The following is a 20,697-nucleotide window of genomic DNA, read 5'->3' on the forward strand; positions in this document are numbered from 1 at the left end:
GCGCTCGACTCGGCTGATTTGACTGCCTAACATTCGGGGTATTCTTCAAAAGGAATATTCCGAATGTTTAAATTTTCAGTCTTAGCTCTGGCGACGGTGTTGCCGTTTTCCGCCCTTGCCGATGGTCAGATCCTCGTCGGTGACGTTTTCGACGATCCGCGCAGCATTGGCCGCAGCGCAATTGCGGAATTTTATTTTCTTGAAGAAGGCTTGCCGCACATCTCGGTCGAGATGACCTACGACAAGCAGGACTTCATGACCGTAATCATCACCGAAACCGGGTTTGCCGACGATTCCGTCGCCGGAAGTCGCATCCGCTATGTGTTGCGTGAACGCGAGGAAGGCGGCTGGGTCGTGACCGAAACCGAATCTTTGCAAAAGTGTTACAGAACCGAGAATAAAGACTGGCAAAAAGGCCCATGTGTCTGACATTGGCCAGCGCCTCCTAGAACCTGACAAAAGATCAACAGGATATGTCATGGGACCCAACGCAAAAGGCGCTTTGTTGGCGCTATTGGCCTTCGGAATCTTCTCGACCCATGACGTGATCGTCAAAGTGCTGGGGGCTGATTACAGCGCCTTTCAGATCGTTTTCTTCAGTGTGCTTTTTGGTTTTCCGCTGGTGACGATCATGTTGATCCGCGACAGCAAGCCGGGACATTTGCGCCCGGTCCATCCATGGTGGACCTTGCTGCGGACGGTTGCTGCTGTCGCAACCGGGGTCTCGGCATTCTACGCATTCTCGACGCTGCCTTTGGCCCAAGTCTACGCCATCATCTTTGCGGCGCCCTTGCTGATCACAATACTCGCGATTCCGGTTTTGGGCGAAACCGTGCGTCTGCGCCGTTGGGCTGCTGTTATCGTTGGTCTGCTGGGCGTTATGGTTGTTCTGCGCCCCGGCACGACAGAACTGGGCCTTGGCCATTTGGCGGCTCTGATCGCCGCCTTTGGCGGGGCGTTGGCATCCATTATCGTACGCAAGATCGGCAAGGATGAACGCAGCGTGGTTCTTCTGCTGTACCCGATGTTGGCGAACTTTTGTTTGATGGGTGCCTTGATGCCATTCACCTACCAACCCATGCCGGCGATGCATATGGGTGGGATCGCTCTTATGTCGATCATGGCTTTTATTGCGTCGTCGCTTGTGATCTCGGCCTACAAAGCTGGTGAAGCGGTGGTCGTGGCCCCCATGCAGTATTCGCAAATCCTTTGGGCTGCGCTCTATGGGGCGTTGTTCTTTGACGAATATCCCGATTCATGGACTGCCGTTGGTGCGGGCATAATCATTGCATCGGGCATTTACATCGTCCTGCGCGAAGGCGGCCCAAGCGCGTCGGAAAACACCCCGGTTCTGCGCTCTCGCTCGCGGTTTGAAACCGGGACAGTTCCAAGGGTTAGCCAGTTCCTGCGGCGCGCGGTGCGACGGGAACACAAGGACGATTGAGCCTTGAAAAAGCAAGGGTCGTGGTCTAATTCCGCGGCGACGGTCGGAGTGTAGCTCAGCCTGGTAGAGCACTGTCTTCGGGAGGCAGGGGCCGGAGGTTCGAATCCTCTCACTCCGACCAATATTCACCCAAACACCAATGCAGAAGCGACGTTTCCAAAGCGTGTTTTTGCGACCTCCGCGCATTGTGCAGCACCCTGTTCGCCGGTTTCAGAAACGAACGCCTAAATTACGGCTTTTTCGACCAAAGGCGCATCGCCCAAAATTCGGTCAAAGCCGAACGGTGAAAGGTCCAATGACCGGTAGTTGCCGTAGACCAACAATTCTGCCACGCCGCGCCCCATGGCTGGCGATTGCTGCAATCCGTGTCCGGAAAAACCATTCTGGAAAATAAAATTCTCCACTTCGGGGTGTGGTCCGACGATGGCGTTCTGGTCGAGTGTGTTGAAGGCATAGTGCCCCGCCCACTCTGTCACCACCTTGATTGCCTCGAACTGAGGAATCCGGGTGGCGATGATCGGCCAGACATGGCTTTCCCACAGGCCGTGATCCATTTGGAAATCGTCATAGTTCACGGCGGGGTCGGGATCGCCTTTGCTACCCGCAAGATAGGTTTGCGGACCATCCTGTCGAAAATGAACACCAGATGGATCAATCGTCAGGGGCAGTTCCTGATTCAGTGGCTGTTCCGCAGTGAAGATCCAAGTGAACCTTTTGCGTGGCTCCACGGGGATATCGATGCCTGCCATTGCGGCTGTTCGGGCTGCACGGGGCCCAGAGGCATTCACCAATGTGCCACAGGCAATAACCTCACCTGATTTCAGTGTTACGCTCTGAACGCTGCTACCATTCCGGGCGCGTGTCATGGAAGCAACTTCGTTTGCGATGTATTCAGCACCCTTTTCGCGGGCACTGCGCCGGAACCAATCGAAAACAGCGCCGCCGTCAAAATAACCTTCGTCGTTTGTATTGATGGACCCAAGAAGAATGTCATCGAGATTGTAGAACGGGTATTCGGCGCGGATGTCCTCGGGCGTCATCAATCGGGTGGCTGTTCCGGCCTCAACCTGAATTTTTTGATTGCTGCGTAGCACATCGGCAAAGGCAGAGGTGTCCGCGAGATACAGGTAGCCATAGTCCTGTATTTCCAGTTCTGGAACGCGGGGATCGCCACCCATGAACGCACGCATGTTTTTGACGAACTCGGCAGCGAATTGGGAGATCCGCACATTCAACGGGTTGCTGAACTGCTGCCGCATGCATGAATTGGTGTGCGCGGTCGAGGTGAACTCATAACTCGGGTCGCGCTCGACCACCAGAATAGAGCCGTCGAAATCGGGATTGTTGGCCAGAAACCATGCGGTGGATGAACCCATGATGGCGCCGCCGACAATAACCACGTCGTAGGAGGCTTGTGATGGAGATGACGGAAATGCAGCGCGCATCAAATGACCTTTCCCGGCTTCGTTGTGAACGCGGATTGGCAACCATGCTGCCCGCCAAAATCGACGGCAAGGGGGTCTATCTCTCTCGTCATCTGCCTCTCCCCGATTTTCTTATCTGATCGTACGCGAGTTACCGGAGCTTGATCCAATTTTAATTTGTGGTGCGTTTAGCATTGAATAGCCCCAGCTAACCCTCGTTCTGTCTGGATCACGGTCTGGTTGCAGTCAGTGTTTTTGACACACCAGAAAGAATTTGCCGGAATCGGAAACCTGTGCAAGCCTCAGGACAGTATCGCAAAAAGAATACCGTTTTAAGAAAACTGTTCCATGGGAGGAGCTATTATGAACTTACGTCCCGATCCAACGTTCCACGCAACGCCTAAACTTGCGATGGAAGCGCCGGCCGAGAATTTGGCATTCACATTGATGCTGAGCCCCGATGGCTCGCAACCCGATGGTCTGGCGATTGTTGATGTCGATCCGAATTCGGAAACTTACAGTCAGATTGTTCATCAGGTGATCATGCCAAACACAGGTGATGAGTTTCATCATTTTGGATGGAACGCCTGCTCATCAGCGCTGTCTCCTCTGACCGGTCATGCCTTTCTGGAGCGCCGCTACCTGATCATTCCCGGAATCCGATCTTCTCGGATTTACGTCATTGACGTGAAAGAACCGCTTAAGGCGAAGATCCACAAGATCATCGAGCCGGAAGAGGTGTTCTCGAAAACAGGATATTCCCGTCCGCATACAATCCATTGTGGTCCGGAAGGCATCTATGTTTCCACACTCGGTGGTGGCGGCGAAGACGGCACAGACGGACCTCCGGGAATCTTCATCATGGATTGCGAGACGTTCGAGATCCTTGGCCGCTATGAAATGGATCGCGGCGAGCAGACCAAGCACTATGACTTTTGGTGGAACCTGCCGCGTGACTACATGGTCAGCAGTGAATGGGGCCTGCCGCCGCAGTTTGAAAACGGCATCGTGCCCGAAGATTTGCTGTCCAATAAATATGGGCACAAAATCCACTTCTGGAACCTGCGGGAACGCAAGAACGTCCAGACAATCGATCTGGGGGCCAATCACCAGATGGCGCTTGAAATCCGCCCCGCGCATGACCCGTCCAAGGACTATGGTTTCTGCGGCGTCGTGGTGGATACCACCAACCTGCAAGGCGCGATCTTTACGTGGTGGCAGAAAGACGACGGCACATTCGAAGCGAAGAAGACGATCACAATCGATCCTGTTCCAGCGGATGCGGATGACTTGCCCGAGCTGCTGAAAGGCTTTGGTGCTTGTCCTCCACTGGTTACGGACATCGATTTGTCACTGGATGACAAATACCTCTACGTGGCGTGCTGGGGGCTGGGCGAAATGCACCAGTATGACGTGTCCGATCCGATGAACCCCGTCCTCGCGGGCAAGGTTGAAATCGGTGGCATCGTTAAAAAGACCCCGCACCCCAACGGCAAAACTTTTGGATATGGGCCGCAGATGGTTGAGATCAGCCGTGACGGCAAGCGGGTCTATTGGACCAACTCGCTCTATTCCACATGGGACGATCAGTTCTATCCGGGTGAGCGGGGCGCGGCGATGGTCATGGCAAACGTCGGAGAAAACGGTGGGCTGACTCTGGATGAAAACTTCTGGGTGGACTTCCCGGATGGCTATCGCAGCCACCAGATCCGACTGGAAGGTGGCGACTGCTCCACAGACAGTTTCTGCTATCCTTCCGTCTGACGCATGGAAGCAGTGAATTCGGCGACGGCCCTTTGGTGGGCCGTTGTTGCCTCTGGCATCTATCACGGGGTCAATCCGGGAATGGGTTGGCCCCTTGCGGTGTCGGCGGCCCTGATGGACCGAAAACGCGGAAGCCTCTACAAAGCGCTGGGCGCTTTGGCGATTGGGCATTTGATCGCGATGGCTGCGATCCTTTTTCCATTTTCTGCCTTGTTGTTTCTGGCCGAATGGCAGCGCGAAATTCAGATAGGTGCCGCTTGTCTGGTCATTGCGCTGGGCATCTACCTGTTGATCAATCGTCGGCATCCCCGTTTCCTTGCGCGGGTGCCTCCGACCAAGCTGGCCCTGTGGTCCTTTTTGGCTGCAATGGCGCATGGGGCCGGATTGATGTTGGTCCCGATCTATCTTGGCATTTGTCGAACGATAGAGACGGACGCAGGTCATGCAGCAGCCGATAGCCTTATGGCGGGCAACGCAGGGATCGCGGTTGTTGTGGCATTGGCCCACACGCTTGCGATGACTGTGTCGGGCGGGCTGGTCGCCGTTGGTGTTTACCATTGGCTTGGGCTGAAGTTTCTGTCGAAGAGCTGGTTCAACCTCGATGTGGTCTGGGCCCTCAGCCTTGTTCTGGTTGGTGTTTTGTCGCTCTTGTTTTTGCACTAGTGCGCCAAGCGCCTATTTGGCAAAGAGCGACCCGATCGTTTTTCTGGCAACATGCCGCGCGACAAGCGCTGACAGAACCAATCCACTCGCCACGCCAAGGGCAATCGCGAAACGGACGCCTGCTATTCCAAAGTCAAAGACCGAAGTCAGCAGCCAAATGAAGAAGGCGATTGCGATGACCTGTCGGTAGAACCCGATCCACATCGTCCAGACGGCGTATTTGACGGCCTGCAAGAATGAATTGATCGCAAACAGCATGACGTATAGCGGCAGGATCACGGCCTCGACCTTGAGAAACAATGCACCGTCCGCAATCACCGCGGGGTCGTCCGAAAACAGGCTGGTTGCCCACCCCCCGCCGAACCACAGGAATGGAAATGCGACCGCCGCGGTGGTCCCGCCCAGCATGCAGCATCGCCAAAAGGCTTCCTTGACCCGGTCAAAATGCTCGGCACCAAAGTTTTGCGCGGCAATTGGTGTCAAAGCGATGGTTATGCCAAGGGCTGGCAGCAGGAACAGCTGTTCCATTCTCAAGGCAATTCCGTAAGCCGCGAGCGCTTCGGGCCCGTAGGATTTGAGCGCGAATTGAACGATGAAGCCGCTGGCGAACGTGATCAGCAGGGCGAAGCTGGAAGGGACGGCTTGGCGGGCAATGGTCGCCTGTCTGACCAGTTGCGGCACAAAGTCAGCGACGCGCAGCCCCTCCATGAAATTGCGCCCAAAGACGCGGGAGAGGATGAACAAGGCCACCCCGGTTTGACTGATAACCGTGGCCAGAGCGATGCCGCCAAACCCAATCCCCGGGATCACGCCGGGTATTCCGAACGTTAGCAAGGGTGTCAGGCCGATATTCACGATCAAAGCCACCAGAAGCGCACGCTGCATCGACACTGTATCGCCACGCGCTTGCAGAATGCCGTTCCCGCCATATCCGAGAATAAAGCCCGGTAGCGACAGCACCATCCAGTTGAAATAGACCTGTCCTGCGTCGCGATAGGCGCCCGGCTCTGACACCAAGGCGATCAGAGTGGGGCCTATGATCAGAGCCAACCCCATCATTGTGGCGGTCGCGAGGACGGCGTAGCTCAATCCCTGCGCTGCCAAGTGTCTGGCTTCGTCGCGATCCTTGCGGCCATTGGCATTGCCGATGAGTGCGCTCATGGCAGAGCCGAGCCCAAATCCAACCGCGACCAGAACGAAAAAGGCCTGAAACCCGACGCTCATGCCGGCCTGGGCCTGCGTTCCGAGGTATCCGGCATAGAATGTGTCGACCACATTGTAGAGCGTGCTGAAAAGCATTCCCAACGCTGCTGGAATTGCGAGCGTCCGGAAATGGCCTTTGATCGGGCCTTGGGTCAGATCGTGTTCGATAATTGAGCTGCCAGAATAGGGGGGTCAAAAAATAGCCCCGGGGCCTGTGTGGCTCCGGGGCTGATCATGTGTTCGTCGGGCGGCCTTTACAGGCCCCACTTTGCGGCGGTGCGGTCAAAAAAGCCCTGTTTCTTTTTGAGCGTGATCCAGCTGTTGACGTAGTTGATCCAGACCTGATCTGCCTGAGGAAGCAGCATCGCAATCGGTGTTGGGGCACGTGGTGCTTCGACGCCGATCTGACGCAGGTTCGGGAACTTCTCGAGAAGGGTCGAGCCTTCGATGTTGGAGGTTACAAAGACATCGGCGCGTCCTGACAGAACCTCTTGGTATCCACGTGCGGGCGCTTCGACCACGATGATTTCTGCATTAGGGAACCAGTCGCGCACAAATTTCTCAAAGCTGGTGCCAAGCGTTGTTGCGACCTTAACGTCTGCAGCATTGATTGCGTCCCAGCCATCAAAACGGCCTTCGTTCTCTGCCATTGTAAAGGGCAGGATTTCCACGTCGATGTAGCTTTGGGAATAGCCTGCCGCCTTGAGGCGGGCAGCGCTGATCGAGGCTGAACCGGTCATGTGGTAGTTCCCGGCCACAACACCGTTCACAAGTGTTTTCCAGTCTGTCGGAACCATTTCCAGTTCGACGCCCAGATCTTTTGCCAGTTCGGTCATGACGTCGATATCGTACCCTTTGTACGAATTTGTCGCCGGGTCGCGTACGGACATCGGATTCCAGTCGCCGGTGGTGCCGACTTTCAGAACGCCGCCATTGAGAATTTCGTTCAGGGCCGACTGTGCGGATGCCGGGACTGCCAGTGACAGGGTCACGGCTGCAGCAGCGACCAAAGATTTCAGAAGTTTCATCGATTTACCTATGTTGGTGTCAGTTGGAATAGTTCTGAGCGTTCGTGTGTTTTTGCTATGTAGATTTCTGAGCGGGCAAGTCATACTGATCCTCGGTCATCGGGGAAAAGCCATGTCGCAAAGCGGTCCTGCCATCGAAATCAGCGCGCTCAATAAGTGGTTCGGGGACTACCATGCGCTGAGGGACATTGACTTGCAAGTTGAGCATGGCGAAAGAATTGTCGTCTGCGGCCCGTCCGGGTCCGGGAAATCAACGTTGATCCGCTGCGTTAACTCACTTGAAACGCACGATTCCGGAACAATCCGTGTAGATGGTCTGGAAATGCGGGACGCTGCATCGGTTGCAAAGGTCAGGGCCGAAGTCGGGATGGTCTTTCAACAGTTTAACCTATTCCCTCACCTGACAATTCTTCAGAACCTGACGCTTGGGCCGACGAAGGCGCGCGGCTTGTCGCAAAAGGACGCCGAGCAAAAGGCCATGGCCTACCTTGAACGCGTGCAAATCCCGGATCAAGCGCACAAGAGACCCAAGGAACTCTCGGGTGGTCAGCAGCAAAGGGTCGCTATTGCGCGTTCGCTCTGTATGGAGCCGAAAATCATGCTGTTCGATGAACCGACGTCGGCGCTTGATCCTGAAATGATCGCCGAGGTTCTGGACGTGATCCTAGATCTGGCCAATGACGGAATGACGATGATCGTGGTCACGCATGAAATGGGCTTTGCACGCAAGGCGGCGGACCGGATGATCTTTATGGATCATGGGGCCATTGTTGAAACCGGCACGCCGGACGTGTTCTTTGATGCGCCAAAATCCGAACGCTGCCGCACGTTCCTTTCGCAAATCCTGCACCACTGAAGGCCTGCATATGAGACCTGTATCCATGATACTGATTGCGGCTTGTCTGGTTTTGGCGGGCTGCGGAAGCACCGGAAACTGGGGGTGGTACGTCATCAACCCATCGACCGAGCAAGGAATGAACAACATTCGTTTCCTGCTCAATGGGTTTGGCGCGACAATTCTGCTGTCCGTCATTGCAGCTGCGCTGTCCATGACAATTGGTCTGGTGGTCGCACTGCCCGGGATGTCATCGAACCGTTGGGTGCGCATGCCATCGCGGATCTATATCGAATTCGTTCGCGCGATCCCGCTTTTGCCGATGCTATTCTGGGTCTTCTACGGTTTGCCTGTTGTGCTCAAATCCATGGGGATTAGCGTCAGCATTGACGCCTTCTGGGGGGCAATCATCACGCTTGCCATCTCTGACAGTGCCTTTACCGCTGAAATCTATCGATCGGGCATTCAGTCCATCGCGAAGGGACAGCATGAAGCGGCTAAGACCATCGGGCTGAATTATCGCCAGACTATGCGGTATGTCATCCTGCCTCAGGCCATCCGGCGTATTCTGCCGCCTTTGGCAAACCAGTTCATCTACATCGTGAAGATGAGCGCCTTTGCATCTGTGATTGGCATGCAGGAATTGACACGCCGCGCCAACGAACTGGTGGTGACGGAATATCGTCCGTTGGAAATCTACACGCTGCTAATCTTTGAATATCTTGTTCTGGTTCTGATCATCAGCTTTTTCGTGCGCTGGCTGGAACGCAAGATGGGCGCAGACGAAAGCAAATAAGGAAGCAAGACATGAGCTGGACAGATTTTCTGAATGAAACGAATGGCCGGATCGGGACTCTGCAAAAGCAGACACCGCAAATGTTCGAGGGTTTCGGGACCATGTCCAAAGCCGCGAAAAAGAGCGGTGCGCTTGACGAAAAAACCAAAGAACTGATCGCGCTGGGTATCGCAATTTCCACCCGCTGCGACAGCTGTATCGCTTTCCACGTCAAATCGCTGGTGCGCCTTGGCACGAGCCGCGAAGAGTTCTGCGAAGCGCTTGAGATGATCGGATATATGGGTGGTGGGCCATCGATTGCCTTTGGAGCCAAAGCGCTCGAAGCCTACGATGAATTTTCTGCCGCCGGATAGCCCGGGAATCGCACACAAGCATTGCGACAAGCCGCGCAATCGCGCAGTCTTGGAGCAATTGAACGGGAGGATATTCAATGCGAACGCGCGCAGCCGTAGCCCTGGAAGCAGGCAAGCCACTTGAAGTTATGGAAGTGAACCTCGAAGGCCCCAAAGCGGGTGAGGTTCTGGTTGAAATCAAGGCAACGGGCATTTGCCACACCGACGAATTCACCTTGTCCGGTGCAGACCCCGAAGGGCTCTTCCCGGCCATTCTGGGTCATGAGGGCGCCGGCGTGGTTCTCGAAGTTGGCCCCGGTGTGACCAGCCTGAAACCTGGTGACCACGTCATTCCGCTGTACACGGCTGAATGTCGTGAATGCGAATACTGTCTGCATCCCAAAACCAACCTTTGTCAAAAAGTCCGCGCCACGCAGGGGCAGGGTGTGATGCCAGACGGAACATCGCGGTTCTCGATGCTCGATGGCACGCCGATCCTGCACTACATGGGCTGTTCGACTTTTTCGAACCATACCGTCCTGCCCGAGATTTCACTGGCCAAGATCCGTCCCGATGCTCCGTTTGACAAAGTTTGCTATATCGGCTGCGGGGTCACCACAGGCATCGGCGCGGTGATCTATACGGCCAAAGTTGAAATCGGCAGCCGTGCGATTGTGTTCGGTTTGGGCGGTATTGGTCTCAATGTGATTCAGGGTCTTCGTTTGGCCGGTGCGGATCAGATTGTTGGCGTCGACCTGAACAATGACAAAAAGCCGATGGCCGAAAAATTCGGTATGACGGATTTTGTGAACCCGAACGATGTCGACGGCGATCTTGTGGGTCATCTGGTTGAACTGACCGGTGGTGGCGCGGATTACACGTTCGATGCGACTGGCAACGTAAACGTCATGCGCGCTGCGCTTGAATCGGCGCACAAAGGCTGGGGTGAATCGATCATCATCGGTGTTGCTCCTGCGGGTGCCGAAATCTCGACACGCCCGTTCCAATTGGTCACAGGGCGCGTCTGGCGCGGCACGGCCTTTGGCGGAGCACGAGGCCGGACGGACGTGCCGCAGATTGTTGATTGGTACATGGATGGAAAAATCGAGATTGATCCGATGATTACCCATACGCTCAGCCTTGATGATATCAACAAGGGCTTTGACCTGATGCATCAGGGCAAATCCATCCGATCTGTGGTGGTCTATTGATCACCCGGTTGCCATGAGTGGCACGCCGATCTGACGGCGCCGCGCCCGCGGCGCCGTTTGCATGTCGAGGATAAGACGATGCACATTCGCCCCTACGAACCCCGAGACGCTGATGCCGTCACGGACATTCTCATGCCGGTCTTCCGCGCTGGCGACACCTATGCCATCGATCCGGATATTCTGCCTGCTGATGCGTTGGCTTATTGGACCGGGCCAGAGCGCGCTGTCTTTGTTGCAGAAGAGGACGACGTGCTGCTTGGCACCTACTATATCGTTCGCAATCAAAAAGGCGGCGGCAGTCATGTGTGCAACTGCGGTTACGTCACCGCGGCCAAGGCACGCGGACGTGGCGTGGCCCGGGCCATGCTGACGCATTCTCTGGAAGTGGCCCCAAGGCTTGGGTTTCGGGCTATGCAGTATAACTTCGTGGTCAGCACGAACACACGCGCGGTGGATATCTGGCAAAAGGCCGGGTTCGAGATCGTGGGCCGATTGCCCGGCGCGTTTCAGCATCCGACTGCAGGGTTCGTAGATGCGTTGGTGATGTACAAGGCACTTTGAACTGGACGGGTTCATGGGGGCCTAAGGTCTTATTGACGGATAGCCGAGAGCAACGCATTTTTATCCTGCGAGGGGTTCTTGCTGTGTAGCCATGGGCTGCGCAGCCATAGCCCAAAGGGTACGACATGATCGATATGCCTATCCCCGTGCGGGCCATCGATAGCGATGCCCACGGGCAGGCACCAAGTGGGTTGCCAGAGGCGGCCCTGATGGTTTTGGCTCAGGAAGTCATCTTGCGTCTGGCACGATGGGCGCAAGAGGCAGCCTCGCGTCGTGCCGCGCTCAGTCCCAGTGTTGCCTGTGATATCGACGCACTGTGTGATGCGCTGACCGGAATCGATCCGGGTGCCGCCAAGGTCATCATCATGGATGCTCATGAACGCGGGGCCTCCCATGAAGAACTTTGTCTTTACCACATTGGCGAAGCAGCACGCAGGCTAGGAGAGTTGTGGGACGAGGACCGCCTATCCTATCACGGTATGGCCGTCGCCGCAGGCCGCATACTTCATCTTCTTAAAGACCTTCGCGATCTCGCGCCGCCTTTTGATCCACGGGGGACGCGCAGCGCACTTTTTGCGACAGTTCCCGGTGAGATGCATGTGCTTGGGGTTACGATGGCGGCCGATCTGTTCCGCGAAGACGGTTGGGAGATCGACCTGAAACTCGACAAGTCCGAAGCCGAGTTGAGCGATCTGGTCCAGCGTGGTGGCTATGCCATCGTGGGGCTTTCGGCATCGAGTCTGGATCGCGTCCGGGCCCTTGCCCGTGTTGTAGTGGAACTGCGATTGATTTCGCCGAAGATCCTTATTTTCGTGGGGGGTTATATCGCCAAGCTGGAACCAGATATTGCGATCCGGGTGGGCGCTGACGGAGCCGCTTGGGAAATGGAACGCTGCAAGGGTCAGCTTGAGCACATGCACGAACAGCTGCCTGAGATTATGGGCTATTCGTAACCACGGCGATAACGGCGCTGACCGTGATGATACTTACCATTGTGGATACGAGGATCGACGCCGATACGCGTTGCGGGGCCACGCCATAGTGCTGCGCGAGGATGAATACGTTTCCGGCAACAGGCAGTGCGGCGGCCGATATGACAACCGCGGCTTTGTAGGGGTCCGCAGAAAACAGAAAAAAGGCCCCTAGCGCCACAAAGAGTGGGTGCAGGATCAGTTTGCAGAAGCTGAGCCACGCGGCGACCTCGATGCGTTCCGCGGATTTGGAGGCCAATGACGCGCCGATGGCGAACAAGGCGCCGGGGGTGGCCGCATTGCCGAGTGTGGTCAGGAATTCATTGAGCACATTCGGAATCGAAAGGCCGCTGGCCGAAACGATGAGACCAGCCATGATCGACACGATCATTGGGTTTTTGAGCAAACCCACGCCCACGGTTCGGGCCACTTGTGCGCCGCCACCTTCGCCCCGCGATCCGGTGACAAGGATGACCAGAAGCGAAGAAAAGACGATCAGATCGATTGCCAGTACCAGAATGATCGGTCCAACAGCCGCCTGCCCCAGCAAAAGCGCGAGCATCGGCACACCCAAAAATCCTGTGTTCCCGATTGCGGCGCATTGCGCTTCGATGGCGGCGGTCGCTGTGTCCAGCTTTCTCAGAAAGGCGACAGCCATGGCGATGCCGTAGGTAAATGCCGTTCCCCACAGATAGGCAGCCGCAATCCGTGTGTCGAAAATTTCGGAAAAGCTGAGATTGGCGGAAAACCGGAACAGCATGGCTGACAAGGCAAAGTAGAAGACGAATTTGGTCAGCCATGCCGTTGCTTCGGCCGTGAAAAACCCGGTGCGCCCGGCACCATAGCCGAGCCCGATCAACCCAAAAAAGGGCAGCGTTTTCAGAAACACTTCAAGCATACGTCTGTGGTAGCACGGCGTGCCCCATCGTCAATTGCTCATACCGACAGGCAGCGCTAACGGTTTTCGATTGGTGGGTGCGCATGGGCGACAGGGCCTCCCCAAGTCTCTTGTATGGCCTCGGCGACGGCGGCTGTATGGCTGTAGGCCAGTCCGTGGCCAGCCCCTTCAATCACGTGATGCCGGACATCGCGGTTCCATTGGGCCAGCGTTCCCATCGCGCTTAGTGGAATAACCGTATCGGCTTCGCCCCAGATTGCGGTGATTGGCAATTGGGATCGTGCCAATTCACGATGCGTTCGCTCAAGCGGGCGGCGCAATGTGCCTCGCAACGACGCCAAAACGGATCGAACGTAGCCTTTGTACTTCAGTTCGGCCAGTTGCAGATCGGTGATGTTCTCCACCGTGCTTGGCTGGTCCCTGTCTGCTTCCGAAGATCGCCGGTGCACCCTTGGGAAGCCAAGATGAAAGGCCCAGTCCCCCAGGAATGGCCATTCGGTTGCCCAATGCAACAGACGACCAAGATTGTGCCCCATTCCGGCAGGGGCCAATAGGATCAGACGGCGCAGCCGGTGGTCGTGTTGGGCGGCAAATGTGGCTGCGATGGCACCGCCCATGGAATACCCGATCAGCGTTATGTCGCTTTCGATTTCTTCGTGGGCCAACAGTTCGTGCAATTGCTGGCAGAAGAAGTCCGGGTTCTGAACGCCGCGGGGCCTGTCAGACCAGCCACGACCGTAAAGGTCGTATATCAAGACCCTGAAGCCCTGCTGGACGAGATGCCGTGCCAGTCCAAGATATACGAAACTGGGCGTTGTGAGCCCGTGGACACAAACCGCGACGGGCCCTGATTTTGGCCCGATCCAGTCGTAATGTGTCTTGCCTTGGCTCAAAGCGGCAAAGCGGCCGGGCGCTTGTCTTTGTTTGCGGCCAGACATGGTCTGGCGAAACAGTTCAAATGCACTCGGCAACGCGCCAGCGATCAACGCGGTGCCCCAACCAAATGCTTCGAGCCCGGTCATTGGGCCTCTTGATTGGTTAGTACCCCTTTTGAGACGAGGCAGTTTGCCCAGCCTTGGGGGCCATTGAACTGGTGGACCTGCCAACCACGGGCCAAGGCCGCTGTGATGTTGTCGATTCTGTCGTCTGTAAACAAAAGGGCAGCGGGGTCGATCCCGCAATCATCCTCGACCATCTCGTATATCGTTGCGTCTGGCTTGATCACACTCATATGTCCCGAAACATAGGCATGGTCGAATTCATTGAGGAAGTCATAGACCGGCGTTGCAATCGCCCAGGTTCCAATCCCGAAATTGGTCAGAGCAAAGACCGGCACGCCCTTGTTTCGCAGAGCCCTGAGCAATCGCACGGAATGCGGGATTGCGGGTCTGGCCATCTCCAGCCACTTGTCGTGCCACATGCGAATTTCGGCGCGCCATTCAGGATATTTTTCGGCCCAATCATAGATCGTGGTTTTAAAATCGTGACCACGATCCACCAGATCATTCATACCGTGCAGATCCACCTCGGCAAACATGGCGCGCCGCCTGTCTTCGCCGATTTGTGAATCGAAAAAGCGTTCGGGCTGCCATTCGATCAGAACGTTGCCCACATCGAAAATCACGGCTTCCGGCTTCATGTCTTTGCCTCACGCGTTGCGGCTCGTAGCGTGCGTTCGAGGGCATCCAGAAACCGGGATCGATCGGCCTTGGAAAAGCTTTTGCCGCCCCCCTGCCGAAAAGGATCGGCGGCGCGCAGGTCTGCCATCAGGTCCCGCATTGCCAGCTGTTGACCGATATTTGCCTTGTTCAATTCCGAACCGTCATGGCGAAGCACCCGTGCGCCGGCTTCGACGCATTTGGCGGCAAGGGGCATGTCTGATGTGACGACTACGTCGCCAGAGGATGCCCGGTCTGCGATCCACATATCGGCGACGTCAGGGCCCTCGGGGACCATCACGACTTCGACCAGTGGATTTTGCGACGGGCGCAGCCCGCCGTTGGCCACCAGTTTCATTGCAACCTTGTGCCGGGTTGCGACGCGCTCGGCCTCTTGTTTAACCGGGCAGGCATCTGCATCGATAAAAAGGGTCGTCACGAATACAGTGCCTCGGCATGGAAATCGATGTGTTCGGGGATGAAGGTCGAAACAAAGAAATAGCTGTGGTCATAGCCCCGTTGCATGCGGAAGCTGCCCTCTTGTCTGCGAGCCATCATCGCCTCAGCAAGGCATTCTGGTTTGAGGAGTTCAAGGAATTGATCTTCGCTACCCTGATCGATCAGAACTGGTCCGTCAAAGCCGGTAGCCTGCATCTGAAGGGTCGCATCGTGTTTGGCCCAGACGCTTTCGTCGTCACCCAGGTAGGCCGACAGTTGCTTGCGGCCCCAGTCGCTGGCCGTTGGGTTGGCGATCGGAGCAAATGCCGACACGGACCGGAACCGGCCCGGTAGCCCCATTGCCAGCGTCAGAGCGCCGTGACCGCCCATGGAATGGCCCGTAATGCCCTGTCGGTCGAGATCGATGGCAAACTGTTCCCCCAACAGGGCTGGCAACTCTTCGGCGATGTAGTCCCACATCTTGAAGTGAGAACCCCATGGCGCTTGTGTTGCGTTCACGTAGAACCCTGCGCCTTTGCCAAGGTCGTAGGCGTCGTCATCGGCCACATCGTCACCACGCGGTGAGGTGTCCGGGAAAACCAAGGCGATGCCCGCGTCCGCAGCCCATGCCTGCGCCCCTGCTTTGACCATGGCGTTTTCATGTGTGCAGGTCAGCCCGGACAAATACCACAAAACCGGGACTGGGCCGTCCTTGGCTTCGGCCGGAAGAAACAGTCCAAAAGTCATGTCGCATCCGCACACGGCCGAGGTATGGGTGTAGACACCTTGGGTTCCACCAAAGGCACGGTTTTCTGAAACGGTTTGCATGGATCTCTCCGAGGCAGGGAACGGTTATGCGCCGTACCGTGCCATGAAGGTATCGCAGGCGCCATCCACAATGCGCGCAATTTCTTGTTCCGGGAACGTGTCGCGCACCCCGAAAATCAGTTTGGGCCACAGATCGGCTTTGCACAGCTCGGCGAACTGGTCCGCGGCAAGATCCATGTCGTCAATGATCACTTCGCCACGGGATTGGGCAATTTCCAGATACCCGACAAGAGCCGAGCGCATTGTCATGGGTCCGCTTTGATAAAACTCGCGCCCAAGTTCGGGAAATCGATCGGATTCAGCGACGCAGATCCGAAAGATACGCTGGCCTATGTCAGACAGGATGAAGCCGAGAAACTTGTGGCCGACCTGACGCAGGACAATATTTGGAGGGCGGGACATATCCAGCGTCGTCAAGGCCTCGTCCGCCTGATGCTGGCACTGCGCCTTGGCCACTTCCATGAACAGCAAACGTTTGTCCGGAAAGTAGCTATAGAGGGTCGCCTTGGAGACTTCAGCCTGTTTTGCGATGTCATCGACGCTGGCGCCTTCGAAACCGTCGCGCAGGAATACCTCCCGCGCGCCGTCCAGCACCTGATCGAATTTCCGCCCTTTGCGAACCGCAGTTTGCGTTGTCATCGCATCCTCATTTCCAGACGCTCGACTATAAACCGATCGGTTCACTTGCGGCAAGGATCACTCGTTGGGTTTGCAGTCACCTGCCCTTTGGTCAGTTGTACAGCCTTGGGTGGAGATATCTGGGTTTGGCCCAGGAAAGGTCATGTCTGGCAACGTCATTGGGGGAACGCCGGCACTGGCAGTGACAGGCAGGGCGATGACAGCGGCAAAAATGAAAGATCGCATTTCGAATCCTTTCTGAACTGATCTGTTTAGATATCTAAACTGATTGGTTTAGTTTGCAAGGAAAAATCTGAACTGAATAGTTTAGCTGTTTGGGTTGCGATGTTCGGCGATCGTGTTAGATTAGAACCATTCTAAAATATGAGGCTACTATGCGCTTTTTAACTCAGCGCCGGCATTTCCGAGACCTTTCTGAACAAGAGGTGCTCGCGCTTGCCATTTCGTCCGAAGAGGACGACGCGAGAATTTACAGAACCTACGCTGAAAAACTGAGGTCGGACTATCCGGATACAGCCAAGGTCTTCGAAGGGATGGCGGCTGAAGAGGACACGCACCGCAAAGCTTTGATCGCTTTGCATCGCAAGAGATTTGGCGATGTAATTCCTTTGATCCGTCGTGAACACGTGGCGGGTTACTATGCGCGCCGCCCGGTCTGGCTCATGGAAAACATGACGTTGGAACGCATACGGGAAGAAGCGTCCGCCATGGAAAGTGACGCCGAAAGCTTTTATCTCGAAGCAGCAAAGCGCACCAAAGATGCAGAGACTCGCAAGTTGCTAGGTGATCTGGCTGCCGCCGAAGCAGGGCATCAGCACAGCGCAGAACAGCTTGAGAAAAAGTATTTGGATGACGATGCGCTTGAGGCAGAAGATGCCAGCGCCAAGCGAAAGTTCATTTTGACATGGGTCCAGCCGGGACTGGCCGGTTTGATGGACGGATCGGTTTCGACCCTCGCCCCGATTTTCGCAACGGCCTTTGCCACACAGGATACCTGGACCACGTTCTTGGTTGGCCTGGCTGCATCTGTCGGTGCCGGTATCTCAATGGGCTTTACCGAAGCGGCCTCTGACGACGGGCAATTGTCCGGTCGTGGATCACCGATAAAACGGGGCTTCGCCTCGGGCATCATGACGACTGTTGGTGGTTTGGGACATGCCTTGCCCTACCTGATCCCTGACTTTTGGACGGCCACAATCACGGCGATCATCGTCGTGTTCGTCGAGCTTTGGGCCATTGCGTGGATTCAGAACAAGTACATGGAAACCCCATTCTTCCGAGCGGCGTTTCAGGTCGTTTTGGGCGGTGCTTTGGTCTTTGCGGCGGGTGTCTTGATCGGGAGCGGTTAGACCGTTGCAAAGACCCGGTTCAGGATCGCTTGCAATGCATCCGCGTCTTCCTGGGTAAAGGCATTGGGCTGATCGCTGTCTATGTCCAGAACGGCGATCAGCTGACCCTGTCCGTTCCAGACAGGCAGAACCAATTCAGACCGGGTGCTGGATGCACAGGCGATATGTCCGGGGAAGGCGTCCACATCTGCGACCAGTTGGGCCTTTTCTGTTCGCGCGCAGGCCCCGCAGACACCGCGGGCAAAGGGGATCACCAGACACCCGTGCCCGCCCTGATAAGGCCCGATCTTCAGAACCTCGGGTTCCGTCACGCGATAGAAACCGGTCCAATCAAACCGGTCGTCTGAGTGATGCAATTCACATGTCACTGTCGCCATAAGAGCGACTGCATCGCTCTCGCCTTCGGTGAGGGCCTCAATGGTCTGAGCGAGGGTGTTGTAGTCTGGCATATTCGTTCCGCTGTCTGAATAAGTCGTCAGAGACGCTCGATCGCGATGGCAGTGCCTTCGCCACCGCCAATGCAAATCGCAGCAATCCCGCGCTTAAGTTTGCGTTTCTCAAGTGCATTCAACAGCGTCACAATGATCCTCGCGCCTGACGCGCCGATTGGGTGCCCCAAGGCGCACGCGCCGCCATTCACGTTCACGATATCGCGGCGCAGGCCCATTTCTTGCATGAAGGCCATGGGCACGACGGCAAAGGCCTCGTTCACTTCCCAAAGATCTACATCGGAAATCTTCCAACCGATGCGGTCCAGCAATTTGCGGGCTGCTGGTACGGGTGCTGTCGGGAAATCGGCTGGGGCATGGGCGTGGCTGGCATGTCCCAGAATACGTGCGCGCGGTGCAACGCCCGATGCTTCGGCGGCCTCGAGTGTTCCCAGCACAAGCGCCGCGGCGCCGTCCGAGATTGACGATGAATTGGCCGCTGTGACGGTTCCATCCTTACGAAAAGCTGGCTTCAGCATAGGAATCTTGTCGGGGCGTGCGCGACCGGGCTGTTCATCGCCGGTGATGACTTCTTCGCCAGTGCGCGTGTGCAGTGTCACCGGCGTGATTTCGCCTTCAAATGCTCCGGTTCGTTCAGCCTCCAGCGCGTTGGACAAGGATCCCAGCGCATATTGATCCTGCGCTTCGCGGGTAAATTGAAAGGCTTCGGCGCAGTCTTCGGCAAAGGTTCCCATCAGTCGACCCTTGTCGTAGGCGTCCTCCAGCCCGTCGAGAAACATATGATCCTTCACTTCTGCATGACCGATGCGGGCACCGTCGCGCATCTTGGGCAGCATGTAAGGGGCGCCGCTCATGGACTCCATCCCGCCAGCCACGATGTAGTCGGCATCGCCAAGCGCCAACCGGTCATAAGCCATCATCGCAGATTTCATTCCGGACCCGCACATCTTGTTCAGTGTCGTGGCTGGAACTTCTTCGCCCAGCCCTGCTGCAAACCCGGCCTGCCTTGCTGGCGCTTGCCCTTGGCCGGCTGGCAATACACAGCCCATCAGCAATTCATCAATCGCTGGTTTTCCAGCTTGCTCCAAAGCGGCGCGGATTGCCGTCCCTCCAAGCGCGGCGGCAGAAACATCGTTAAAAACACCCTGGAACCCACCCATCGGCGTCCGTGCAGCCCCCATGATTACGACGTCTTTCATGCCATAGCTCCTTGGTTTGTGTTGCTTATCTGCAGGCGCTCACAGATTGGTAAGAATTGAGCGGTACCTATGTCTCAGAATGCAGATCATGAGGCAAAGATGCAGCTGACTCAACGGCAGATCGAACTGCGCGATATCATTAAAGTTGAAGCACAGCGGATTGATGCGGCCGTTGCCGTTCAGTTCAAGGATGCAATGCGAACCGCAGTTGCAGAAGGGACCGGACCCGTTGTGCTGGACCTAAGCGAAGTTGAATTTATCGACTCAAGCGGACTTGGGGCCATCGTTGCATCGATGAAAGCCATGCCAGAGGGCCGAGTGCTGGAGCTGGCGGGGTTGTTGCCCGCGGTTGACAAGGTGTTTCGCATGACCCGCATGGACCGGATCTTCACGCTGCATGCGTCGGTCGAAGACGCATGCACCTAGGGCCCATTATTTCATCGAAGACCAGATGTCGGAGTGTGCGGCGCATGAACAAATGGGATCAAAACGATCCACCTGGCGCTTTGCGTTTTGAACGCAGAATTGACAGCACCTCAACTGCGGTCAGTGTGTTGCTCTGCGATTTGCGAAATGAACTGCAGGCCGCAAACCATCGGGCCGGTTCCAGCGATACCTGGGAAATCGTACTGGCCGAAGCCATCAACAACGTGGTTGAGCATGCCTATATGGAGCATGCCGGTCATCCGGTCGCTCTCAAATTGGTATTCTCACCTGTGCTTTTGACCGCTGAGATGACAGATTGGGGCCTGCCGATGCCCAATCTGACCTTGCCGGAGGGCGCGGCACCCGAAATTGGCGAAACGGCTGAAGATCAGCCAGAAGGCGGTTTTGGCTGGCATTTGATAAAGGCACTTACAGAACAGCTGGAATACAAACGCCAGGACAGCACCAATAAGCTGCTCTTTTCTGTAAAAATTGACTAGCAAAGCCACCAATGTTTCGGCCTGATTTCCAAAGACCTTTGAATCGCCCGCAACCAAACACATTCCGGCCCGAATCTGACG

General features: G+C 56.2%; 25 protein-coding genes and 1 tRNA gene. 15 read left to right on the forward strand and 11 right to left on the reverse strand.

The features are described from left to right. Positions 1-63: 63 nt before the first annotated feature. The 3 genes from PFY00_RS02310 (at position 64) to PFY00_RS02320 (ending at position 1,565) form a co-directional block, all read left to right on the forward strand. The gene (locus tag PFY00_RS02310) at positions 64-429 is read left to right on the forward strand and encodes a hypothetical protein (RefSeq protein WP_271430899.1); all 366 of its coding nucleotides are present in this window, start codon (positions 64-66) and stop codon (positions 427-429) included. Between the two features lie 49 nt (positions 430-478). Further along, positions 479-1,444, forward strand: coding sequence for a DMT family transporter (locus PFY00_RS02315; RefSeq protein ID WP_271430900.1), 966 nt, complete (start codon positions 479-481; stop codon positions 1,442-1,444). 44 nt (positions 1,445-1,488) lie between these two features. Further along, positions 1,489-1,565, forward strand: a tRNA-Pro gene (locus tag PFY00_RS02320). A gap of 103 nt (positions 1,566-1,668) precedes the next feature. On the opposite strand, the gene PFY00_RS02325 is transcribed toward PFY00_RS02320, so the two are convergent. Beyond that, complete coding sequence (locus PFY00_RS02325) at positions 1,669-2,889, reverse strand: NAD(P)/FAD-dependent oxidoreductase (RefSeq protein ID WP_271430901.1); 1,221 nt, start codon at positions 2,887-2,889, stop codon at positions 1,669-1,671. Between PFY00_RS02325 and PFY00_RS02330 the strand changes: the two genes are divergently transcribed. From PFY00_RS02330 to PFY00_RS02340, 3 genes are all read left to right on the forward strand, one after another. Continuing rightward, positions 2,862-3,008, forward strand: coding sequence for a hypothetical protein (locus PFY00_RS02330; protein ID WP_271431463.1), 147 nt, complete (start codon positions 2,862-2,864; stop codon positions 3,006-3,008). The two genes, PFY00_RS02325 and PFY00_RS02330, sit on opposite strands and share 28 nt — an antisense overlap. A 223-nt stretch (positions 3,009-3,231) precedes the next feature. Then, positions 3,232-4,632 carry a selenium-binding protein SBP56-related protein gene (locus PFY00_RS02335; protein ID WP_271430902.1) on the forward strand — a complete coding sequence of 467 codons (1,401 nt, stop codon included), beginning with the start codon at positions 3,232-3,234 and terminating at the stop codon, positions 4,630-4,632. 3 nt (positions 4,633-4,635) lie between these two features. After that, positions 4,636-5,295, forward strand: coding sequence for a hypothetical protein (locus tag PFY00_RS02340; RefSeq protein WP_271430903.1), 660 nt, complete (start codon positions 4,636-4,638; stop codon positions 5,293-5,295). Positions 5,296-5,307: 12 nt separating this feature from the next. Here the strand turns inward: PFY00_RS02340 and PFY00_RS02345 are convergent, their stop codons facing one another. Together PFY00_RS02345 and PFY00_RS02350 are read right to left on the reverse strand one after the other, a co-directional pair. After that, a complete protein-coding gene (locus PFY00_RS02345; RefSeq protein ID WP_271431444.1) occupies positions 5,308-6,669 on the reverse strand; it encodes an MATE family efflux transporter in 1,362 nt (453 codons plus the stop codon). Positions 6,670-6,752: 83 nt separating this feature from the next. After that, positions 6,753-7,526 carry a transporter substrate-binding domain-containing protein gene (locus tag PFY00_RS02350; protein WP_271430904.1) on the reverse strand — a complete coding sequence of 258 codons (774 nt, stop codon included), beginning with the start codon at positions 7,524-7,526 and terminating at the stop codon, positions 6,753-6,755. Between the two features lie 112 nt (positions 7,527-7,638). Here PFY00_RS02350 and PFY00_RS02355 point away from each other — a divergent pair, with 112 nt between their 5' ends. The 6 genes from PFY00_RS02355 (at position 7,639) to PFY00_RS02380 (ending at position 12,214) form a co-directional block, all read left to right on the forward strand. Next, complete coding sequence (locus PFY00_RS02355) at positions 7,639-8,382, forward strand: amino acid ABC transporter ATP-binding protein (protein ID WP_271430905.1); 744 nt, start codon at positions 7,639-7,641, stop codon at positions 8,380-8,382. Positions 8,383-8,407: 25 nt separating this feature from the next. Beyond that, the gene (locus PFY00_RS02360; RefSeq protein ID WP_271430906.1) at positions 8,408-9,157 is read left to right on the forward strand and encodes an amino acid ABC transporter permease; all 750 of its coding nucleotides are present in this window, start codon (positions 8,408-8,410) and stop codon (positions 9,155-9,157) included. An 11-nt stretch (positions 9,158-9,168) separates the two neighbouring features. Then, entirely contained in the window at positions 9,169-9,510 is a 342-nt protein-coding gene (locus PFY00_RS02365) for a carboxymuconolactone decarboxylase family protein (RefSeq protein ID WP_271430907.1), read from the forward strand. A 77-nt stretch (positions 9,511-9,587) separates the two neighbouring features. Beyond that, positions 9,588-10,700, forward strand: a complete 1,113-nt coding sequence (locus PFY00_RS02370; RefSeq protein ID WP_271430908.1) for an S-(hydroxymethyl)glutathione dehydrogenase/class III alcohol dehydrogenase — start codon at positions 9,588-9,590, stop codon at positions 10,698-10,700. A gap of 78 nt (positions 10,701-10,778) precedes the next feature. Then, positions 10,779-11,261, forward strand: a complete 483-nt coding sequence (locus PFY00_RS02375) for a GNAT family N-acetyltransferase (protein ID WP_271430909.1) — start codon at positions 10,779-10,781, stop codon at positions 11,259-11,261. Positions 11,262-11,386: 125 nt separating this feature from the next. Beyond that, the gene (locus PFY00_RS02380; RefSeq protein ID WP_271430910.1) at positions 11,387-12,214 is read left to right on the forward strand and encodes a cobalamin B12-binding domain-containing protein; all 828 of its coding nucleotides are present in this window, start codon (positions 11,387-11,389) and stop codon (positions 12,212-12,214) included. On the opposite strand, the gene PFY00_RS02385 is transcribed toward PFY00_RS02380, so the two are convergent. Genes PFY00_RS02385 through PFY00_RS02410 form a run of 6 tightly spaced genes read right to left on the reverse strand, consistent with a single transcriptional unit; the run spans position 12,198 to position 16,693 of the window. Beyond that, positions 12,198-13,130, reverse strand: coding sequence for an AEC family transporter (locus tag PFY00_RS02385; protein ID WP_271430911.1), 933 nt, complete (start codon positions 13,128-13,130; stop codon positions 12,198-12,200). The genes PFY00_RS02380 and PFY00_RS02385 overlap by 17 nt on opposite strands. A gap of 56 nt (positions 13,131-13,186) precedes the next feature. Further along, a complete protein-coding gene (locus PFY00_RS02390) occupies positions 13,187-14,152 on the reverse strand; it encodes an alpha/beta fold hydrolase (protein ID WP_271430912.1) in 966 nt (321 codons plus the stop codon). Beyond that, positions 14,149-14,769: an HAD family hydrolase gene (locus tag PFY00_RS02395; protein WP_271430913.1), complete on the reverse strand. Its 621-nt coding sequence runs from the start codon at positions 14,767-14,769 to the stop codon at positions 14,149-14,151. Before PFY00_RS02395 ends, PFY00_RS02390 begins: the two co-directional genes overlap by 4 nt. Continuing rightward, complete coding sequence (locus PFY00_RS02400; protein ID WP_271430914.1) at positions 14,766-15,227, reverse strand: YaiI/YqxD family protein; 462 nt, start codon at positions 15,225-15,227, stop codon at positions 14,766-14,768. Before PFY00_RS02400 ends, PFY00_RS02395 begins: the two co-directional genes overlap by 4 nt. Next, positions 15,224-16,054 carry an S-formylglutathione hydrolase gene (gene fghA / locus PFY00_RS02405; RefSeq protein WP_271430915.1) on the reverse strand — a complete coding sequence of 277 codons (831 nt, stop codon included), beginning with the start codon at positions 16,052-16,054 and terminating at the stop codon, positions 15,224-15,226. The genes PFY00_RS02400 and fghA overlap by 4 nt, the downstream gene beginning before the upstream one ends. 24 nt (positions 16,055-16,078) lie before the next feature. Further along, positions 16,079-16,693: a TetR/AcrR family transcriptional regulator gene (locus tag PFY00_RS02410; RefSeq protein WP_271430916.1), complete on the reverse strand. Its 615-nt coding sequence runs from the start codon at positions 16,691-16,693 to the stop codon at positions 16,079-16,081. A gap of 374 nt (positions 16,694-17,067) precedes the next feature. Here PFY00_RS02410 and mbfA point away from each other — a divergent pair, with 374 nt between their 5' ends. Continuing rightward, complete coding sequence (gene mbfA / locus PFY00_RS02415; RefSeq protein WP_271430917.1) at positions 17,068-18,042, forward strand: iron exporter MbfA; 975 nt, start codon at positions 17,068-17,070, stop codon at positions 18,040-18,042. Here mbfA and PFY00_RS02420 read toward each other — a convergent pair. Both PFY00_RS02420 and PFY00_RS02425 read right to left on the reverse strand, forming a co-directional pair. Then, complete coding sequence (locus PFY00_RS02420) at positions 18,039-18,491, reverse strand: GAF domain-containing protein (RefSeq protein ID WP_271430918.1); 453 nt, start codon at positions 18,489-18,491, stop codon at positions 18,039-18,041. The two genes, mbfA and PFY00_RS02420, sit on opposite strands and share 4 nt — an antisense overlap. A 26-nt stretch (positions 18,492-18,517) precedes the next feature. After that, positions 18,518-19,690, reverse strand: a complete 1,173-nt coding sequence (locus PFY00_RS02425) for a thiolase family protein (protein ID WP_271430919.1) — start codon at positions 19,688-19,690, stop codon at positions 18,518-18,520. 99 nt (positions 19,691-19,789) lie between these two features. On the opposite strand from PFY00_RS02425, the gene PFY00_RS02430 reads away from it, so the two are divergent. Both PFY00_RS02430 and PFY00_RS02435 read left to right on the forward strand, forming a co-directional pair. Then, a complete protein-coding gene (locus tag PFY00_RS02430) occupies positions 19,790-20,116 on the forward strand; it encodes an STAS domain-containing protein (protein ID WP_271430920.1) in 327 nt (108 codons plus the stop codon). 44 nt (positions 20,117-20,160) lie between these two features. Then, on the forward strand, positions 20,161-20,616 hold the full coding sequence (locus PFY00_RS02435; RefSeq protein ID WP_271430921.1) for an ATP-binding protein: 456 nt from the start codon (positions 20,161-20,163) through the stop codon (positions 20,614-20,616). Positions 20,617-20,697 lie beyond the last annotated feature (81 nt).

Origin of the sequence: Thalassococcus lentus (assembly GCF_028023555.1) — a bacterium.
GTDB classification, from domain to species: domain Bacteria; phylum Pseudomonadota; class Alphaproteobacteria; order Rhodobacterales; family Rhodobacteraceae; genus Thalassococcus_A; species Thalassococcus_A lentus.